General features: G+C 67.5%; 15 protein-coding genes. 7 read left to right on the forward strand and 8 right to left on the reverse strand.

Going from position 1 to position 18,289, the window contains the following annotated elements:
* Positions 1-134: 134 nt before the first annotated feature.
* A complete protein-coding gene (locus ACTWPW_RS16510) occupies positions 135-1,181 on the forward strand; it encodes a threonine aldolase family protein (RefSeq protein WP_443169175.1) in 1,047 nt (348 codons plus the stop codon).
* Positions 1,182-2,182: 1,001 nt separating this feature from the next.
* Here the strand turns inward: ACTWPW_RS16510 and ACTWPW_RS16515 are convergent.
* The 8 genes from ACTWPW_RS16515 to rpmH all read right to left on the reverse strand — a co-directional run bounded on the left by ACTWPW_RS16515 (position 2,183) and on the right by rpmH (position 9,350).
* A complete protein-coding gene (locus ACTWPW_RS16515; RefSeq protein ID WP_443169176.1) occupies positions 2,183-3,145 on the reverse strand; it encodes a ParB/RepB/Spo0J family partition protein in 963 nt (320 codons plus the stop codon).
* 1,763 nt (positions 3,146-4,908) lie between these two features.
* A complete protein-coding gene (locus ACTWPW_RS16520; protein ID WP_375110933.1) occupies positions 4,909-5,844 on the reverse strand; it encodes a ParA family protein in 936 nt (311 codons plus the stop codon).
* Between the two features lie 137 nt (positions 5,845-5,981).
* The gene (gene rsmG / locus ACTWPW_RS16525) at positions 5,982-6,653 is read right to left on the reverse strand and encodes a 16S rRNA (guanine(527)-N(7))-methyltransferase RsmG (RefSeq protein WP_375110439.1); all 672 of its coding nucleotides are present in this window, start codon (positions 6,651-6,653) and stop codon (positions 5,982-5,984) included.
* 395 nt (positions 6,654-7,048) lie between these two features.
* Entirely contained in the window at positions 7,049-7,537 is a 489-nt protein-coding gene (locus tag ACTWPW_RS16530) for a Jag family protein (protein ID WP_364111584.1), read from the reverse strand.
* Between the two features lie 20 nt (positions 7,538-7,557).
* Positions 7,558-8,508 (reverse strand): membrane protein insertase YidC, encoded by a 951-nt coding sequence (gene yidC / locus ACTWPW_RS16535; RefSeq protein ID WP_375110438.1) that lies wholly within the window; start codon positions 8,506-8,508, stop codon positions 7,558-7,560.
* A gap of 4 nt (positions 8,509-8,512) precedes the next feature.
* The gene (gene yidD, locus ACTWPW_RS16540; protein WP_375110437.1) at positions 8,513-8,794 is read right to left on the reverse strand and encodes a membrane protein insertion efficiency factor YidD; all 282 of its coding nucleotides are present in this window, start codon (positions 8,792-8,794) and stop codon (positions 8,513-8,515) included.
* Complete coding sequence (gene rnpA, locus ACTWPW_RS16545) at positions 8,791-9,153, reverse strand: ribonuclease P protein component (RefSeq protein ID WP_364111578.1); 363 nt, start codon at positions 9,151-9,153, stop codon at positions 8,791-8,793. The genes yidD and rnpA overlap by 4 nt, the downstream gene beginning before the upstream one ends.
* Before the next feature lie 59 nt (positions 9,154-9,212).
* Positions 9,213-9,350 carry a 50S ribosomal protein L34 gene (rpmH, locus tag ACTWPW_RS16550; RefSeq protein ID WP_020547366.1) on the reverse strand — a complete coding sequence of 46 codons (138 nt, stop codon included), beginning with the start codon at positions 9,348-9,350 and terminating at the stop codon, positions 9,213-9,215.
* A gap of 447 nt (positions 9,351-9,797) precedes the next feature.
* On the opposite strand from rpmH, the gene dnaA reads away from it, so the two are divergent.
* From dnaA to gyrB, 6 genes are all read left to right on the forward strand, one after another.
* Positions 9,798-11,378 (forward strand): chromosomal replication initiator protein DnaA, encoded by a 1,581-nt coding sequence (gene dnaA / locus ACTWPW_RS16555; protein WP_375110436.1) that lies wholly within the window; start codon positions 9,798-9,800, stop codon positions 11,376-11,378.
* 543 nt (positions 11,379-11,921) lie between these two features.
* A complete protein-coding gene (gene dnaN, locus ACTWPW_RS16560) occupies positions 11,922-13,061 on the forward strand; it encodes a DNA polymerase III subunit beta (protein WP_364111874.1) in 1,140 nt (379 codons plus the stop codon).
* 45 nt (positions 13,062-13,106) lie between these two features.
* Positions 13,107-14,051: a phosphogluconate dehydrogenase (NAD(+)-dependent, decarboxylating) gene (gene gnd / locus ACTWPW_RS16565; RefSeq protein ID WP_375110435.1), complete on the forward strand. Its 945-nt coding sequence runs from the start codon at positions 13,107-13,109 to the stop codon at positions 14,049-14,051.
* Positions 14,052-14,116: 65 nt separating this feature from the next.
* Complete coding sequence (recF, locus tag ACTWPW_RS16570) at positions 14,117-15,361, forward strand: DNA replication/repair protein RecF (RefSeq protein ID WP_375110434.1); 1,245 nt, start codon at positions 14,117-14,119, stop codon at positions 15,359-15,361.
* Complete coding sequence (locus ACTWPW_RS16575; RefSeq protein ID WP_443169177.1) at positions 15,351-15,977, forward strand: DUF721 domain-containing protein; 627 nt, start codon at positions 15,351-15,353, stop codon at positions 15,975-15,977. Before recF ends, ACTWPW_RS16575 begins: the two co-directional genes overlap by 11 nt.
* Positions 15,978-16,350: 373 nt before the next feature.
* Positions 16,351-18,273 (forward strand): DNA topoisomerase (ATP-hydrolyzing) subunit B, encoded by a 1,923-nt coding sequence (gene gyrB, locus ACTWPW_RS16580; protein ID WP_375110932.1) that lies wholly within the window; start codon positions 16,351-16,353, stop codon positions 18,271-18,273.
* Positions 18,274-18,289 lie beyond the last annotated feature (16 nt).

Here is an 18,289-nt window from a genome sequence, read left to right on the forward strand (position 1 = left end):
CTGCCACCCATCCCCCGTCGTCTCCCACCGCTACGCCAACCCACCAGCACCGGTCGGTCACCAGGGCAGGAGGCACCTGCCAGGACCGGCAGCCGCAGAGGTGCAAGCCACACCTCTGTAAGTAGCCTTACCGTGTGCTGATCGATTCGATGTACCCCAAGAGCTTCGCCAGCGACAACCACGCAGGCGTACACCCGGCGATCCTCGAAGCCATGGCCGCGGCGAACCACGGAGACGCGCCGGCCTACGGCGATGACAGTTGGACGTCGGCGTTCGAAGCCAAGATCAAGGAGACGTTCGGCCCAGGCGCGGACGGTTTCGCGGTCCTCAACGGCGCAGGCGCCAACATGGTCGGTCTGGCCCTGATGCTCGGCCGCTACGACGCCATCATCTGTGCCGACAGCGCCCACATCGCCACCCACGAGGCCGGCGCGGCGGAGCGTCTCCTCGGGGTGAAACTCATGACGGTCGCGACCCACGACGGCAAGCTCCGCCCCGCCGACATCACGTCACGCCTGGGCGGGATCGGCAACCCCCACGAAGTGCAGCCGACGGTCGTCTCCATCTCCCAAGCCACGGAACTCGGCACCTGCTACTCCCCCGCCGAGATCGCCGCCCTCGCCGAAGCAGCACACGAGTCGGGCCTACGCCTCCACGTCGACGGCGCCCGGCTCGCCAACGCCGCCGCCTACCTTGAGTGCGACCTGAGGGCGATCACCACGGACGCCGGGGTGGACGTGTTCAGTTTCGGCGGCACCAAGAACGGCGCCCTGGCCGCCGAGGCCGTGGTGGTTCTCGATTCGTCGCTCGCACACGCCGTGCCGTTCCTGCGCCGCCAGTCTCTTCAACTCGCCTCGAAGATGCGCTTCATCTCGTCCCAACTCTCCGCTCTCCTGACGAACGACCTGTGGCGCCGCAACGCGCAGCACGCCAACCAGATGGCCGTACGCCTCGCCGATGGACTGGCGGACATCCCTGGCGTCTCGCTGGCGTACCCGGTCGAGTCCAACGCCGTCTTCGCGACCCTCCCGCCCGCCGTCGCCGAGACGCTCAGACAGCGTTACCTGTTCCACTACTGGGACGAGGCCGCCGGCACGGTTCGCTGGATGACCGCCTTCGACACGACCCCGGAACACGTGGACGACTTCCTCGACGACATCCGCAAGGCCGTCGCCGTGTAACCCAGCCACCCTCTCCGCCGCCCACCAACCCCGCTGTTTCACGTGAAACACGCCGCCTTCCAAGGGCCGCTCTCCCACCGCGGCCACCACTTCCGTTGGCACACCAACAACGCCCCGACCCGGCCCAGCGACCGCGAACTTCGTCGCCCTCCACGCGCCCGGCCACTCCGCATGTTTCACGTGAAACGCCTCCACCTCATCAGGCCGAGAAGGTGGCGCACAGCCGTCCAGCTCTACAGCGAAGGCACCCAGCAGATCCCACGAGAGGGACCCGGCACGCGCGAGTCAGCAGATGCGCCCGCCCGCCAGCGAGCCGAGCTCCCGCGCAACTCGCAACTCGCTCGCGCCATACCTCGCATCCCCGGCGAGTTACGGCGTCCGCCGTGAGGGATTGATCCACCGGGAGAGCCGTGGCATCCGAAAGTCCATTGCGTTCGGCCATCATCCGGTGGGGGTGAGCCGTAAGCCAAAGCACCTCAACCCACGTCCCTCGGCAAGGCATAACAACTGCCGAGCTACGCCGTTCCCGGTCGGAGACGCGGCACCCGACCGAAACGCGGCACTCGACCAGAACGCGGTACCCACCGGGACGCGACGCCCCGACCGGGACGCGACGCTCGGCGAGATCCGCGACGCCCGGTGAGGGGGTGCAGCTGCAGACAAGAGACGCGGCTCCCGGTGAGACGTTGCCATCCGCCGAGATGCTTGGCCCCAGAACTCATCGACCGGTAACGCGGGGAAGCGTCGCCAGACAACAACAGGGCAACCAACCCAACAACCACTGACGAAGAACCCTCATCCACGGCGACACTCGGGCCGGGGCGACTTGGCGGCGTGTTTCACGTGAAACAACGGAAAGCCGACCCCAGCCCACTAGCTAACCAGCCCGCCCGCCAGTCCCATCAGCGCACCCACCCATCACCACATCAACCGCCGCATCAGCCGCCCGCTTCGTCAGCCCGCCAACCCACCCACCCATCGACTCACCCCACACCGGTCAATCAGTCCTCGGTTTCCCGCATCGCTCGAACTGCTTCCGGTGCCATGGTGCCGATGATGCGCTCAAGGTCGTCAATCGTGGCGAACTCCACGACGATGCGGCCCTTCCTCCGCCCCAGATCCACCTTGACCTTGGTCTCGAAGTGATCCGAGAGGCGGTCGGCGAGATGGGTGAGGCCCGGCGCCGTGGGCTTGGCCGTCTGGCGCTCACGAGGCGCCTTCTGAGCCGCCTCGGCACTGCCCATGGCAACGATCTCCTCCACCGCCCGGACCGAGAGAAGCTCCGCCACGATCCGCTTGGCGAGCTTGATCTGCTCTTCCGGGCTGTTGAGCCCCAGGAGCGCCCGGGCGTGGCCGGCGCTGATGACCTGTGCGGCAACCTTGCGCTGGACTTCAGGGGGGAGGTTCAGAAGGCGGAGAGTGTTGGTGATGTGGGAGCGAGAGCGACCGACCTTCTTGGCAAGCTGATCGTGGGTTGCCTGAAAGTCGTCAAGAAGCTGCTGATACGCCGCCGCTTCTTCAAGAGCGTTCAGCTGCTCGCGCTGAAGGTTCTCGATAAGCGCGTCCCGGAGAAGGTCAGTGTCCTGGGTGTTGCGGACGATCGCGGGAACCGGATCCAAGCCAACCCGCTGGCACGCCCGCCAACGCCGCTCCCCCATGATCAGCTCATACTGCCCGCCACCCACAGACCGGACCACGATCGGCTGCAGAAGACCGACCTCTTCGATGGATGCCGCCAACTCCTTGAGGCGCTCCTCATCGAAGACCTGACGCGGCTGGCGCGGATTGGGGACGATCGCTGCTAGAGCAACCTCCTTGAAGTACGCACCCGCAATCGGCTTCGGACCAGTCTCCCCCGTTGAACCGTTAGCCGGAGACGGCACCGCCCCCGTGTCGTCAACGATAGGACCGGTCGGGATGAGCGCCCCGAGTCCTTTGCCCAATCCCCGCCGCTGCTGACTCACTGCGTCTCCTCATCCACCCGGTCGATTCCGGTCACTCCAGGAGAGGTTACCGTCGCAGACCCGACGAGGCGTCTTCTCGCCACACACCGTCCCGTTGGATTTACACCGACACGGTCACAAATCTGCCCAACTCGTGACTGAGCCCCAAGATGCCCCGCCCTCGACCCAGCCATGCCCCAAAACCACCCCCCGCTCCGCAACTCCCACCATCCACCTTTGGGCCGACCTACGAAGGTTGGGTTGGCCTGAGCGGACGGTGCGGCGCCCGAGAATGGTGGGTGTGAGGCGATTGGAGTGGTCGGCACTGGTGGGATGGTGCGCTGATGGTGGGCCAGTGTCGAGGCGTCAGGACGGCGGGGGCGTCAGGACGGCGGGGCGTCAGGACGGCGGGATTGCTAGGACAGTGAGGCGTTAGGACGGTGGGTGTGGCAGGGCGGTGGGTGTGGCAGGGCGGTGGGTGTGGCAGGACGGTGGGTGTGGCAGGACGCTCAGTCCGCTCGGGCCGACGCGCCATCTCCCCTCTCCTACCGCCCCACCATCTCCCGGGACGGGCCGCCGCCCCTTGTTCCAACGCACCGGCCCAGCCTGCTCGCCCCCATCCCGGCTCGGTTCTGTCGTGCGAGGGGCCGGTTCGTGGCTGCCAGGCTGTGACCGCGCTCCGGTTCCCCTTTCATCCGCCGACTGCACACGCCGCACCCGGCGATGCACCGCCCCGCCCACTGCCAGCCACCCGACCAGTCGACGGCCGGCTGGGGCGGTACGTGCCCGCTCCGACCGTCCGGCGGATCACGGTCGGATGCCCCCGTCCAGACAAACGCAGCCAGCCAAACGCGGCGGGGGCGCGGCAACCGCGCGGAAGCGGCCGGACGGGAGCAGCCGGGCAAGGGCAGCCGGGTAGGGGCAGCGGGGCAGGGGCAGTCGGAACGGCTACAGCCGCGCGGGAGTGGCCGAGCAGGGAGAGCCGCAAGACACAGCCGCGCAGGAGCGGCCGGATGGGGCAACTGAACGGAGGCGGAAGTTGGAGGGGAACGGCCGGATGAGAGTAGCCCGGCTGACGTTGCTGGGCTGCCGGCCGTGCGCATGTCAGCACAAGTCCTGGATGATCGACGCACTGCCCTTGTGCCGTCGCGCAGCCTGACCCCGGCCTCGCAAGGCCCCTGCCAACGACAATGACCGCTACGCGCCTCCATGGTCACCACCATCAGCACCACCATCGACACCGCGAGCACGCAAGCTCACTCGACGACGCTCTACCCGTCACCACCCAGCGCAGCCCGGTATCGCTCCGGCTCGGTTCGTCGTGCCCCTGCGATTCACACCATCCGTCACGCGTGGCAGACAGCACCTCACGACGCCCCCGCGGCAGGCGTCCAGCTCCGGCGCCGCCCGGCCTCACCAGTTACGGGTCGGCCAGACCGCCGTACTCCCCCGCCCCGTCGCAAGCGTCAGGCAGGTCACGTGAGACCGCCGCCCGTCGTGGGCGTGCCGGCCAGGGCGCCCAGTCCTCCGTACACGCCCGACTAGCCTCGCCTTGCTCCCCCGCCACACCTCATCGCCGTCGCCGAGCCCAACCCCTCTGAGCCAACCCCTCGGGCATGCCCGCACGACACCCCGCGTCCCGGCCACCGACCGAGACCGGACCGAGAGAAGGCCTGAGGCAGGCTCGACGGCCGAAGCGTTCAGGCCGTCGCCGAAGCCGCCGTGCGGCCTGCCCAGAGGGAGAAGTGACAAGATCGGCTCAGAGAAGGATCCCCGCAGAAAGGTCAGGCGACCATGGCGCGGTGGGCGATCTCGCGGGCCGCGTCCATGTACGCCATCGCCCCGCTGGACCCCGGATCGTACGTCATCACCGACTGCCCATAGCTCGGCGCCTCCGACAGCCGGACGCTGCGCGGGATCACCGTGTTGAGCACCGTGTCCCCGAAGTGCGCCCGCACCTCGTCCGCCACCTGCGAAGCCAACCGGGTACGGCCGTCGTACATCGTCAGGACGATGGTCGAGAGCCGCAGCGTCGGGTTGAGGTGGGCCTTGATCAGATCCACGTTCCTGAGGAGCTGGCCGAGGCCCTCCAGGGCGTAGTACTCGCACTGGATCGGGATCATGACCTCGTCCGCGGCGACCAAAGCGTTGACGGTCAGGAGGCCGAGGGAGGGCGGGCAGTCGATGATGATGTAGTCGAAGTCCATCGCTTCGTACGCCGCCAGCGCGCGCCGGAGGCGGGCCTCTCTGGCGACCAAGGAGACCAGCTCGATCTCGGCACCCGCCAGGTCGATCGTGGCAGGCGCGCAATAGAGGTTCGGCATTTCCGGCACCTGCTTGACGATGTCCGCCATGGGCAGGTCGTCAACAAGCACCTGGTACACATCTGGAACGTCGCCACGGTGCTCCGTGGCCAGAGCCGTGGAGGCGTTGCCCTGCGGGTCGAGGTCCACCACAAGGACGCGCTCGCCATGCATGGACAGGGCGGCGGCGATGTTGACCGAGGTGGTCGTCTTGCCCACGCCACCCTTCTGGTTGGCCACCGCGATCACTCTCGTCTTGGACGGGCGCGGCCAGGTGCCGTCTCCGTCGCCAGCTGTCTCGCCGGGCTGGGCGGCCGTCTGGGTTGCAGATGTTTCACGTGAAACCACTGAGCTGAGCGCCTCTCGTACCAACGGCGAATCACCGGGGTTCAGGGGGGTCTGGGTCACGATGGCCATCCTTTCAACCAGTGGTGTGCCGGTGCCGGGAATTTGCTGTCGCGACACGCCCATTTCGGGCCAGCCAACCCCGGTTGGACTCTCAGACGGACGGCTGTCCGGCCAGCCAAGACCGCTTGACGCGACTGGCATAACCGTCACCTCCTTCGTCGCCGCCTATCTCGCTCCGGCGCGCGACCCGCTACCACCCGAACCAATGTTGCAGGCGGCTCGACCTTACCGTGCCCGACGGTCACAAGCTCGGCCGTTCGGGCTCCGCTGGCCCGCAATTGCGCCTCCGCCTCGGCGAGCTCGCCGGCGGCCCGCTCCCCCTTCATGGCGATCAGCTCGCCGCCCTCACGGAGCAGCGGCATGGCCCAGGTCAGGAGGCGGTCGAGTGGCGCCACCGCACGAGCGCTGGCGACGTCGAACTCACGTTTGCCCGCCAGCTCCTCGGCCCGGCCGCGCAACACCTCGACGTTGTCCAGCTTGAGCGCCTCGACGCATTCCTCCAGGAACACGGTACGGCGCAGCAACGGCTCCAGCAGCGTCACCCTGATGTCCTGCCGGACGATGGCCAGGACCAACCCGGGCAGCCCGGCACCGGAGCCGATGTCCACCAGCTGTACGTCCGGCGGCACGACCTCGGCCACGACCGCGCAGTTGAGCAGATGGCGATCCCAGATCCGCGGCACCTCCCGCGGACCCAGCAGCCCGCGGACGACACCGGGGCCCGCCAGCAGCTCGGCGAACGCGTGGGCACGATTCCAAGCCTCCCCCGCGAAGACGTCCCGCGCTATGTCCGGCGGCTCCGGAAGCTGATCGCTCACTGGTCGGTGGCCCTTTCTGGGGCTGGTGGCCCTTTGATCGGCGTGTCGGCACGGGATCGTCGCCCGGCTTCGATGATTCAGGGACAGGTCTAAGGATTCGAGTCCGGTCTCTACCCAAGGCTAAGGGTGAGATCACAAGGGAAGACTAGCGGGCCGGGGTAAAGGTGGCCGGTGAGCGCGCCGTCCGCACGGCTCCGCGCGGGAGCGTTAACAACGACATGTCAGCATTTAAGAGAGCATGAGCACAGAAAGCGCCTTGCATGGGGACGAAGGCCTACAAATGCGAAACGGCCGTCTACCCCGCGCGACGGCGGGCAGACGGCCGGATCGAAGACAGGTGGCGGGCATCGAGTGGAGCCACCACGCCCTCAGTCGACGAGGCGAACCACCGGCCCTCAGGCCGGCATCACCACGACGTACCGCTGCGGCTCCTCGCCCTCGGACTCGCTCCGGAGCCCGGCGGCGGCCACCGCGTCGTGGACGATCTTGCGCTCGAACGGGGTCATCGGGTGCAGCGACTTCGGCTCCCCCCGCTCCTTGACCTGGCTGGCGATCTCGGTGCCGAGCTTGGTCAGCTCCGCCCGCCGGCGCTCGCGGTAACCGGCCACGTCGAGCATCAGCCGCGAACGCTCCCCCGTCTGCCGGTGCACGGCCAGACGGGTCAGCTCCTGCAGCGCCTCCAGGACCTCTCCCGCGGGCCCGACCAGCTCAGTGCCCTTGAGCCCCACGACGGAGACCAGCGCGCGGTCGCCCTCGACGTCCATGTCGATGTCGCCGTCGATGTCGGCGATGTCGAGAAGGCCCTCGACGTAGTCGGCAGCGATCTCGCCCTCCTGCTCCAGCGCAGTGAGATCAGGAGCCTTCTCCTGCTCGGCCTCGGTCATGGCCGGCCTCTCCTTCGTGTTCAAGACTTCTTGCTGCCGGTGCGCTTGCTGCGGGACTGCCTGCTCGGCTGCTGCCTGATGATCTTAGGCTCCGGAGGGGGCGGAGGGGCCTGTTCTTCCGGAGTGGTCTTGCGAAGTTTCGCGAGCAGACCGGGCTTCTCCTCAACCGGGATCACGTTGCCCTTGGCGTCGTACTGCGGCATCGGGTGCCGGCTGTAGAACCAGTGCTGCTGACCGAGCGTCCACACGTTGGTGGTGACCCAGTACAGGATCAGACCGAGCGGGAAGTTCAGGCTGAAGAACGCGAACAGCGGCGAGATGTACATCAGGATCTTCTGCTGTTGCGCCATGGGGTTGTCCGGCATCTGGGCGATGGAGCGGGTGACGCTCTGCCGAACGGTGAGGAACGTGGTCAGCGAGCTGACCGCGACGAAGATCGCCAGGACCACCTTGGTCTGTACGACGCCCGCGTCGAAGCCCGCGATGTCCGCGGAGGACATGAAGAAGTTGGCGGGCAGCGGCGCGCCGAAGATGTGCGCGGACCGGGCGCTGTCGACCAGCTCCTTGGTCATGCCGTACTTGGCGTGACCGTTGGCCATGTTCTGCAGCACAGTGAACATGGAGATGAAGATGGGGAACTGGGCGACGACAGGGAGGCAGCCGCCGAGCGGGTTGGCGCCCGCGCCCTGGTAGAGCGCCATGACCTCCTGGTTCATGCGCTGCTTGTCGTTCTTGTAGCGCTTACGCAGTTCCTGAACCTTGGGGGCGAGCTCCTGCATCTTCCGCGACGAGCGCATCTGCTTCAGGAAGAGCGGGAAGATCAGGATCCGCATGAACACGGTAAGCGTGATGATCGTCAACGCCCAGGTCAGCCCGCTGTCCGGGTTGAGGACCGTGCTGTATGCAGTATGGATCCAGATGATGACTTGGGCTACGGCTTGGTACAGCCAGCTCAGCCAGGACAGCTCCACCGAGCTATCTCCCTTGCGTTTCGTGGGACCGGACCGGGCGTGGGGGCACCGGGTCTATACCTCCGGGATGGAATGGGTGGCACCGCCCGATGCGCCGGACAGTCAGCCATGTGCCGCGCAATGCTCCATGTACGGCAATCGCCTCGAGTCCGTAAGCACTACACGACGGATAGAACCGGCAGCGTGGACCGAGCAGCGGGCTGATGAACGCCCGATAGAACCGGATGGGGATGATGAGCACCCGAGCAGCGATGCTCGGTGCCACCCCTAGCGGTTGCTCCGTCATATTTGTCCACCCGTCGAGGACTCGCGCCGCCTGAGCAAACGATCCAGCGCGACGTCGAGTTCGGCGGCCAGTTGCTCGAATCGCGCGGACGCGGCCGGTGGGTTGGCGCGTACCACAAGCAGGCTACCTCGCGGCAGCCGGTCGAGACGGTCCCGCATCAGGTGTCGGAGCCGTCGTTTGACCTTGTTCCGGGTCACGGCGCCACCGACGGCCTTGCTCACCACGAAACCCACCAGAGGTTGGTCTTCCCCGGAAATGGTGAAATGCACCACGAGAGTCGGGCGACCGGCGCGCTTGCCGCGCCTGACCGCCGCCTCGAACTCCTCCCCGCGTCGCATGCGGGATTGACGGGACAGCACCGTATACGTCTAACGCCCGCCGGCGTGAACCGCCGGCGGGCTGTTGTCGCGCAGGGCGATCAGGCCGACAGCTTCTCGCGGCCCTTACGGCGACGAGAGGCGAGGATGGCGCGACCGGCCCGGGTGCGCATCCGCAGCCGGAAGCCGTGGGTCTTCGCGCGGCGACGGTTGTTCGGCTGGAAAGTACGCTTGCTCACGGGTGGGCTCCAGGCTTGATGGTGCGCCGCAGGGGCGCCTAACACACATGGGTGGCCTGCCAAAGAAGCGAGGGCACGCGAAATAGCCGTCGCGTGACAAGCCGACCGTCGTACGTTACGGGCCAAGCACCGCCCAGGTCAAACCGGACGGGTCATCCACTATTCCACAGGCCACTTTTCCACCGGTGGCCCCACGTCCACAGTATGTGCACCCTCGTGCCACTAGGCTGTGGACAACGTCTTGAACACAGCTGTGCACATAGATACTGTCGGCCCTTTCGGGCCCGCTCAACCCCTGTGGACAGCTTGTGGATCTCCTGTGGAGGGCGTGGGCGGGAAGCCCGGCCGCCACGTGTGGACGAAGGGGTCGCCGAGCATCGTGGGCGGCCGTGCCATGTGGATAAACGATCGCGGGGGGCCGCGAGAGGAAGGAGGGGGAGCCGCACCATGAACGGTGTCGACCTCGGCACGGTATGGGCGAGGGCCCTGGGCAACTTCCTCAACGAGAACGTGCCGATCCAGCAGCGCACCTGGCTGTCGATGGTGCGTCCGATCGCGCTGGCCAACGACACGATCGTGCTCGGCGTCCCCAACGACTTCCTCAAGGACCTCATCGAGGGCAAACTGCGCCCGCTGGTCGCGCACGCGCTGTCGCAGGAGCTTGGCCGGACCATGCGGCTGGCCGTGATGATCGACACGACGGCCCCCGAGCAGCCGGCCATTGACCCCCATCAACAGCCTGTGACTCAGAGTTATCCCCAAGGTGTGGAGAGTCAGCTGCGTTATGCACAGCCGGTGCAACCGCAGCACAACCAGGCTTCGGAGCCGCCGCAGTTCTATTCTCCACAGCCGGAGCCACCCCAGATATCCACCGAATATCCACAGCCGGGCTTCTCTTTTGAACAGGCGCAGCCGTACACACCGCCTGTGGAGAAGGCGCCGGAACCGGCGCCGAACCGGTGGGAGGCGAAGAGCAACAAGCCCAGCGAACCGGCCAGGCTCAATCAAAAGTACACATTTGAGACATTCGTCATCGGTGCCAGCAACCGGTTCGCCCATGCGGCGGCCGTGGCCGTGGCCGAGTCGCCGGCGAAGGCGTACAACCCTCTCTTCATCTATGGAGACTCGGGGCTGGGGAAGACGCACCTGCTGCACGCGATCGGGCACTACGCCCAAAGCCTGTACGACGGCGCGCGGGTCAGATACGTGAGCTCCGAGGAGTTCACCAACGACTTCATCAACAGCATCCGCGACCACAAGGCCGACGGGTTCCGCGGCCGCTACCGGGCGATCGACATCCTGCTCGTGGACGACATCCAGTTCCTGGAGGGCAAGGAGCAGACGCAGGAGGAGTTCTTCCACACCTTCAACACGCTGCACAACGCCAACAAGCAGATCGTCATCTCCAGCGACCGGGCGCCCAAGCAGCTCATCACGCTGGAGGACCGGCTGCGCAACCGGTTCGAGTGGGGCCTGATCACCGACGTCCAGCCGCCGGAGCTGGAGACCCGCATCGCCATCCTCAGGAAGAAGGCCATCCAGGAGGGCCTGGCCGCGCCGCCCGAGGTGCTCGAATACATCGCCAGCCGCATCTCCACCAACATCCGCGAGCTCGAGGGCGCGCTGATCAGGGTGACCGCGTTCGCCAGCCTCAACCGGCAGGGCGTCGACCTGCAGCTGGCCGAGGTGGTGCTCAAGGACCTGATCACCTCGGAGTCCGACACCGAGATCACGATCGCGGCCATCATGAGCGAGACCGCCCAATACTTCGGCATCAGCATCGACGACCTCTGCGGCACCTCGCGCAGCCGGGCGCTCGTCAACGCCCGGCAGATCGCCATGTATCTGGCGCGCGAGCTGACCGAGCTGTCGCTGCCCAAGATCGGCCAGCAGTTCGGCGGCCGCGACCACACCACCGTCATGCACGCCGAGCGCAAGATCCGGTCGCTCATCGCGGAGCGCAGGTCGATGTACAACCAGGTCAACGAGCTGACAATGCGGATCAAGCAGACACAGCGTGGATCTTGAAGTCATACACAGCCTGTGGAAAACACTGTGGACCAGCGCAAACGCGAAAAGACGGCCGACGTTCGCCCCACAATGCCGGGAAAAATCCGTCCACATTGGCTGGGGACAGTGCTGGGGACATCCTGGGGAGAACTTGGGGACTACCAGTGGACAACGTGTGGACGGACTGTGAACAGTCGATCTGGGGCTCCAAAAGCGCCCCTTTTACCCCGTGGACAACCTGTGGAAACCTCGTGGATAACCCCCGGTTGGCCGTGGATGAAGGCACCAAGATCTGGGGACGGCCTGTGGGCGAAGAATCTCCATCCCCAGGCGCGAGAGTTCTCCCCAGGCTTCACCCACATCCCCAGTGGATGAAAATAGGGCCGCTGACCAGCCAGGACGCCGGTTGTCCACAGTTCCCACAGCCCCTAGTGTGATGACCTCTTATCTCTCTAACTAAGAAACTCAAAGACCCATAGAGGGGTTCTCCCGGAGCGCGAGTCCGGGAGGGTGGATCCTTGAGATCCTTGAATCAACGACGAACCCAGGAGGCTGATGACCGTGATGTTCCGAATCGAGCGAGACGTCCTCGCTGAGGCGGTGGCATGGACGGCACGCAGCCTCCCGGCGCGTCCGTCGGTGCCCGTACTCGCCGGCATGCGCCTGGAGGTCACGGAGGAGCAGCGGCTCAAGCTGTCCGGCTTCGACTACGAGGTCTCCGCCGAGGTGACGCTCGAGCTCCACACCGGCGAGCCCGGCGTCGTCCTGGTCTCGGGCAAGCTGCTCGCCGAGATCACGCGCGCGCTTCCCGCACAGCCTGTGGATTTCGTGGTGGAAGGCGCCAAGGCGGTCGTCACGTGCGGCAGCGCGCGATTCACACTCCTCACCATGCCTGTGGAGGACTACCCCTCCCTCCCGGCCATGCCGCCGGCCGCGGGCCGGGTCGGGAGCGACGTGTTCGCCTCGGCCGTGGGCCAGGTCGCCGTCGCCGCGGGCCGGGACGACACGCTGCCGATGCTCACGGGCGTACGCATGGAGATCGAGGGCGACACGGTGACCCTCGCCGCGACCGACCGCTACCGCCTGGCCGTACGCGAGCTGAAGTGGCAGCCGGGCCAGCCCGACTTCGCCGCCATCGCGATGATCCCCGGCAAGACGCTCGCCGACACGGCCAAGGCCCTGGGCGCGACCGGCGCCGAGGTGGAGGTCGCGCTCAGCTCGGCCGGCGGCACCGGCGAGGGCATGATCGGCTTCTCCAGCGCCGGACGGCGTACGACCACCCGCCTGCTCGACCCCGAGTTCCCCAAATACCGCTCGCTGCTGCCCACCGAGTTCTCCGCCCGCGCTGACTTGTCCACAGGCCCGTTCGTCGAGGCGGTCAAGCGCGTGGCCCTGGTCGCCGAGCGCAACACCCCGGTACGTCTGGCGTTCAGGAGCGGCGAGGTCGTCCTGGAGGCCGGCAGCGGCGACGAGGCGCAGGCCGTGGAGGCGCTGCCGGTGGACTACGAGGGCGAGGAGATGAACATCGCCTTCAACCACCAGTTCCTGCTGGAAGGGCTGGGGGCGATCGACTCCGACGTCGCGCGGCTGCAGATGACCACATCGACGAAGCCCGCTATCCTCACCGGTGGCAAGCCTGTGGAGGACGGAGCCGTTACCGACTACCGTTACCTGATCATGCCCATCCGCCTGTCAGGCTGAACCTGTCATCGGGGATGATGGAAGTCTGACAAGGGGGTAGGAGACATGCAGATCGGCATGGTCGGACTCGGCAAGATGGGCGGCAACATGGCCGAGCGCCTGCGCCGCGGCGGTCACGACGTCGTCGGTTACGACCGCGATCCCGCCATCAGCGACGTGGGCAGCCTGAAGGAGCTCGTGGAGCGCCTGGAGGCGCCGCGCGCGATCTGGGTCATGGTGCCCGCCGGCAAGCCCACCCAGACCACCGTCGACGACCTCGGTGAGCTGCTCGACGAGGGCGACATCGTCGTCGACGGCGGCAACTCCCACTACGTCGACGACCAGAAGCACGCCGCCGAGCTGTCCACGAAGGGCATCGGTTTCGTCGACTGCGGCGTCAGCGGCGGCGTCTGGGGCCTGAAGAACGGCTACGCGCTCATGTGCGGCGGCGACAAGGCCAACGTCGACCGGCTCATGCCGATCTTCGAGACGCTCAAGCCCGAGGGCGAGGACGGCTTCGTCCACGCGGGCGAGGTCGGTGCCGGCCACTTCGCGAAGATGGTCCACAACGGCATCGAATACGGCATGATGCAGGCGTTCGCGGAGGGTTGGGAGCTGCTCGAGGCCTCCGACGTCGTCAAGGACGTCAAGGGCTCGTTCAGCAGCTGGCGCACCGGCACCGTGATCCGTTCCTGGCTGCTCGACCTGATGGTGCGGGCGCTGGACGACGACGAGCACCTCGAACAGCTCCGCGGTTACGCACAGGACTCCGGCGAGGGCCGGTGGACGGTCCAGGCGGCCGTGGACCACGCGGTCCCGCTGCCGGTCATCACCGCCGCGCTCTACGCGAGGTTCGCCTCCCGCCAGGACGACTCCCCGGCGATGAAGGTCGTGGCGGCGCTGCGCAACCAGTTCGGCGGCCACGCCATCACCTCGGCGGAGGGCAGCACCGGCAAGGGCGCCGACGCGCCCGGCGCTGACGTGACGCCGCCGCGCGAGATCGATCGCTAACGGTTTTCCACAGGAACGCATGCCGGTGACCCCGGTGACCCGCGGGGCCCACTAACCTTCGTGGGGTGCATGTCGCCCACCTCTCGCTGACCGACTTCCGGTCCTACGCGTCCGTGGAGCTCGGCCTGGAGCCGGGCGTCACGGCGTTCGTGGGGCCCAACGGCCAGGGCAAGACCAACCTGGTCGAGGCCCTCGGCTATGTCGCGACGCACTCCAGCCACCGGGTGGCGAGCGACGCGCCGCTCGTGCGGCAGGGGGCCGCGCGGGCGATCGTGCGCTGCGCCGTCCAGAGGGACGACCGGCGGGCGCTGATCGAGCTGGAGATCAACCCGGGCCGGGCCAACCGCGCCCGGCTCAACCGCTCCCCCGTGCCCAGGGCCCGCGACGTCGTCGGCCTGCTGCGCACGGTGCTGTTCGCCCCCGAGGACCTGTCGCTGTCCAAGGGCGACCCGTCCGAGCGCCGCCGCTTCCTCGACGACCTGCTGGTGGCCAGGACCCCCAGGTTCGCCGGCGTGCGCGCCGACTACGACCGGGTGCTCAAGCAGCGCGGCGCCCTGCTGCGCACGGCCGCGCAGGCCCGCAGGGGCGCCAGGAGCCCCCGGCGGCAGGAGAGCGACAGCGGGTTCGCCTCGGCGGGCGCGGGAGACGTGCTGAGCACCCTGGAGGTGTGGGACGCCCACCTCGCCCGGCACGGTGCCGAGTTGTTGCGGGCGCGGCTGGAGCTCATCGAGGCGCTGCGCCCGCTGGTGGCCGGGGCCTATGCCGCGCTGGCCCCGGCGAGCGCTCCCGCGACGCTGGCCTACCGCAGCACGTTGTCCACAGGTGGGGATGCGGCTGAGGGTGAATCGGAGGGCGAAGTCCCCGGTGAGCGGGGATCTTTCGATACACAGACGTTATCCACAGACTTGGGGAAAACCCTTGAAGAACGTCTGCGGGAGCGGCTATTGGAGGTCCGCCCGGCGGAGCTCGAACGAGGCGTGACGCTCGTCGGGCCGCACCGCGACGACCTGATCCTCGGGCTCGGCGATCTGCCCGCCCGGGGCTACGCCAGCCATGGGGAGTCGTGGTCGTTCGCGCTGGCGCTGCGGCTGGCCGCCTACGACCTGCTGCGGGCCGACGGGGGTGATCCCGTGCTGATCCTCGACGACGTGTTCGCCGAGCTCGACAGCCAGCGCAGGCGGCGGTTGGCCGAGATCGTCGCGCCGGCCGAGCAGGTGCTGATCACGGCTGCCGTGCCGGACGACGTGCCGCAGGAGCTGGCCGGGGGCAGGTTCGACGTCGCGGAGGGGAGCGTGACCCGTGTCCGGTGACGACGTGAACGGTTCGTCGAGCGCGCGTCCTGGGTCCGGTGACGGTCAGGCGGGTTCCGCGCGTGCCGGGCGTGGTGACGGTCAGGCGGGTTCGGCGCGTACCGGAGGTGGCGAGGGCCGGGGCGGGGAGAACGCGACGGCCAAGGGCGTGGCCATGGCCAGGGAGAAGCTCGCGCAGGCCAAGGCCGACGCGGCCAAGCGCGGCCAGCTCCCCCGGCGCGAGCCCAGGCGCAAGAGCAGGGGGCCGAGCCGGGAGGGCGGCGATCCCCAGCTTTTCGGACGCGCGATCGCCGACCTGCTGGCCGATCGCGGCTGGGAGCGGTCGGCGGCGGTCGGCGCGGTGTTCGGGCGCTGGATCGACATCGTCGGCCCTGACCTGGCCGCCCACACCAAGCCCGAGTCGTTCGACGACGGCGAGGTGCTGGTGGTGGCCGATTCGACGGCGTGGGCGACGCAGGTGCGGCTGCTCGCGCGCACCCTCGTACGCAGGCTGAACGAGGAGCTCGGCGACGGAACGGTCAAGAAAGTCAAGGTCAGAGGCCCGCAGAACGCTCCGCGTCCATCAGGTGGATTGCGGGTGACCGGAAGCCGAGGCCCCGGCGACACCTATGGATAGCAGCGTCCAGCTGCTGCCCGCAGCAGGCACTTCCAGTGCCACGGTTAGGCGCCGAGGGGCGATCAGACAGCCGCAGACGCGAGAAGCCCCCTTTCCGGAGGGGGGATGCTTGCCTGGGGGCAAAACGAGCTAGAGGGCATCACAGGCGCGTTCATTGCCACTTTGGCCCTCCGGAAGCGGTAGAATGAAAAAGGATTCCGGACACGTCCGCTTGCGTGTCACCCCGGCAGCAAGCCGACTCCCCTGGGTGACCGCGCATCGGGGCACTCACGACGGTGACGGGCACGGCAGGGGCAGCTTTTGCAATCGATCGCCTCCCCCGCCGCGTGTCCGCGGCAGGAGGATTTCGCAGTTGTCCTACGACGCTAGCTCAATCACCGTACTCGAGGGGCTTGAGGCGGTTCGCAAGCGCCCGGGTATGTATATCGGCTCCACTGGTGAGCGCGGCCTGCACCACCTCGTCCAGGAGATCGTGGACAACGCGGTGGACGAGGCCCTGGCCGGTTATGCCAGCAGGATCGACATCACGTTGCTCGCCGACAACGGCGTTCGCGTGATCGACGACGGGCGCGGCATCCCCACCGGCATCCACCCGGTGGAGAAGCGCTCCGCCGTCGAGGTCGTGCTGACCACGCTGCACGCGGGTGGCAAGTTCGACAGCCAGTCCTACGCGGTCTCCGGCGGTCTGCACGGCGTCGGCTCGGCCGTCGTCAACGCGCTGTCCACCGCCATGGAGGTGGAGGTCAAGCAGAACGGCCACTACTGGCGCCAGCGCTATGAGATGTCCAAGCCCACGGCCCCCCTGGCCAAGGGCGAGGAGACCGACGAGACCGGCACCACGATCACGTTCTGGCCCGACCCCGACGTCTTCGAGACCACGACGTGGAACTACGAGACGCTCTCGCGCCGCTTCCAGGAGATGGCCTTCCTCAACAAGGGCCTGACGATCACGCTCACCGACGAGCGTCCCGACCACATCAACGGTGAGTCGCACACCGTCACCTACCACTACGAGGGCGGCCTGGCCGACTTCGTGCAGCACCTCAACGCCAAGAAGGAGCCGGCGCACGCGTCGATCATCTCCTTCGAGGAGGAGGGCGACGGGCTCGCGGTCGACATCGCGATGCAGTGGAACAACTCCTACTCGGAGTCGGTCTACAGCTTCGCCAACGTTATCAACACCGCGGAGGGCGGCACCCACGAGGAGGGCTTCCGCGCGGCGCTGACGTCGATCGTCAATCGCTACGCGCGCGAGCAGAAGTTCCTCAAGGAGGGCAAGGACGACAACCTCTCCGGTGAGGACGTCCGCGAGGGGCTGACCGCGATCATCTCGGTCAAGCTCTCCGACCCGCAGTTCGAGGGCCAGACCAAGACCAAGCTCGGCAACACCGAGGCCAAGTCGTTCGTGCAGAAGGCCTGCAACGACCACCTGCGCGACTGGTTCGAGCGAAACCCCGGCGAGGCCAAGGACATCATCTACAAGTCCCTCCAGGCCTCCCGCGCCCGCATCGCGGCCCGCCAGGCCCGCGACCTGACCAGGCGCAAGTCGCTGCTGGAGTCGGGCAGCGGGTTGCCGGGCAAGCTGGCCGACTGCCAGTGGAACGACCCCGAGAAGTGCGAGCTGTTCATCGTCGAGGGCGACTCGGCCGGCGGCTCGGCCAAGGGCGGCCGCGACTCGCGCTTCCAGGCGATCCTGCCCATCCGCGGCAAGATCCTCAACGTCGAGAAGGCGCGGATCGACAAGGTCCTCAAGAACAACGAGGTCCAGGCGCTGATCACGGCTCTGGGCACCGGCGTGCACGACGAGTTCGACATCGCCAAGCTGCGCTACCACAAGGTCATCCTCATGGCCGACGCCGACGTCGACGGGCAGCACATCAACACGCTGCTGCTGACGCTGCTGTTCAGGTTCATGAGACCGCTGATCGAGGCCGGTCACGTCTACCTGTCGTGCCCGCCGCTGTACAAGATCAAGTGGGACCGCAAGGGCGAGGACGCCTCCTACGCCTACTCCGACAGCGAGCGCGACGCGGTCATCGCGGAGGGCATGGCCAACGGCAAGCAGGACCCGCGGCCGCGGGACAACGTACAACGCTTCAAGGGTCTGGGCGAGATGAACGCGGGCCAGCTCTGGGAGACCACGATGAACCCGGCGACCCGGCTGCTGCGCCTCGTCACGCTCGACGACGCGGCGCAGGCCGACGACCTGTTCAGCGTGCTGATGGGAGAGGACGTCGAGGCGCGGCGAGACTTCATCATCCGTAATGCCCGCGACGTGCGCTTCCTCGATGTTTAGCCACTAGAAGGACCTT

The sequence above is a fragment of the Nonomuraea sp. KM90 genome (assembly GCF_052246675.1).
Lineage (GTDB): Bacteria > Actinomycetota > Actinomycetes > Streptosporangiales > Streptosporangiaceae > Nonomuraea.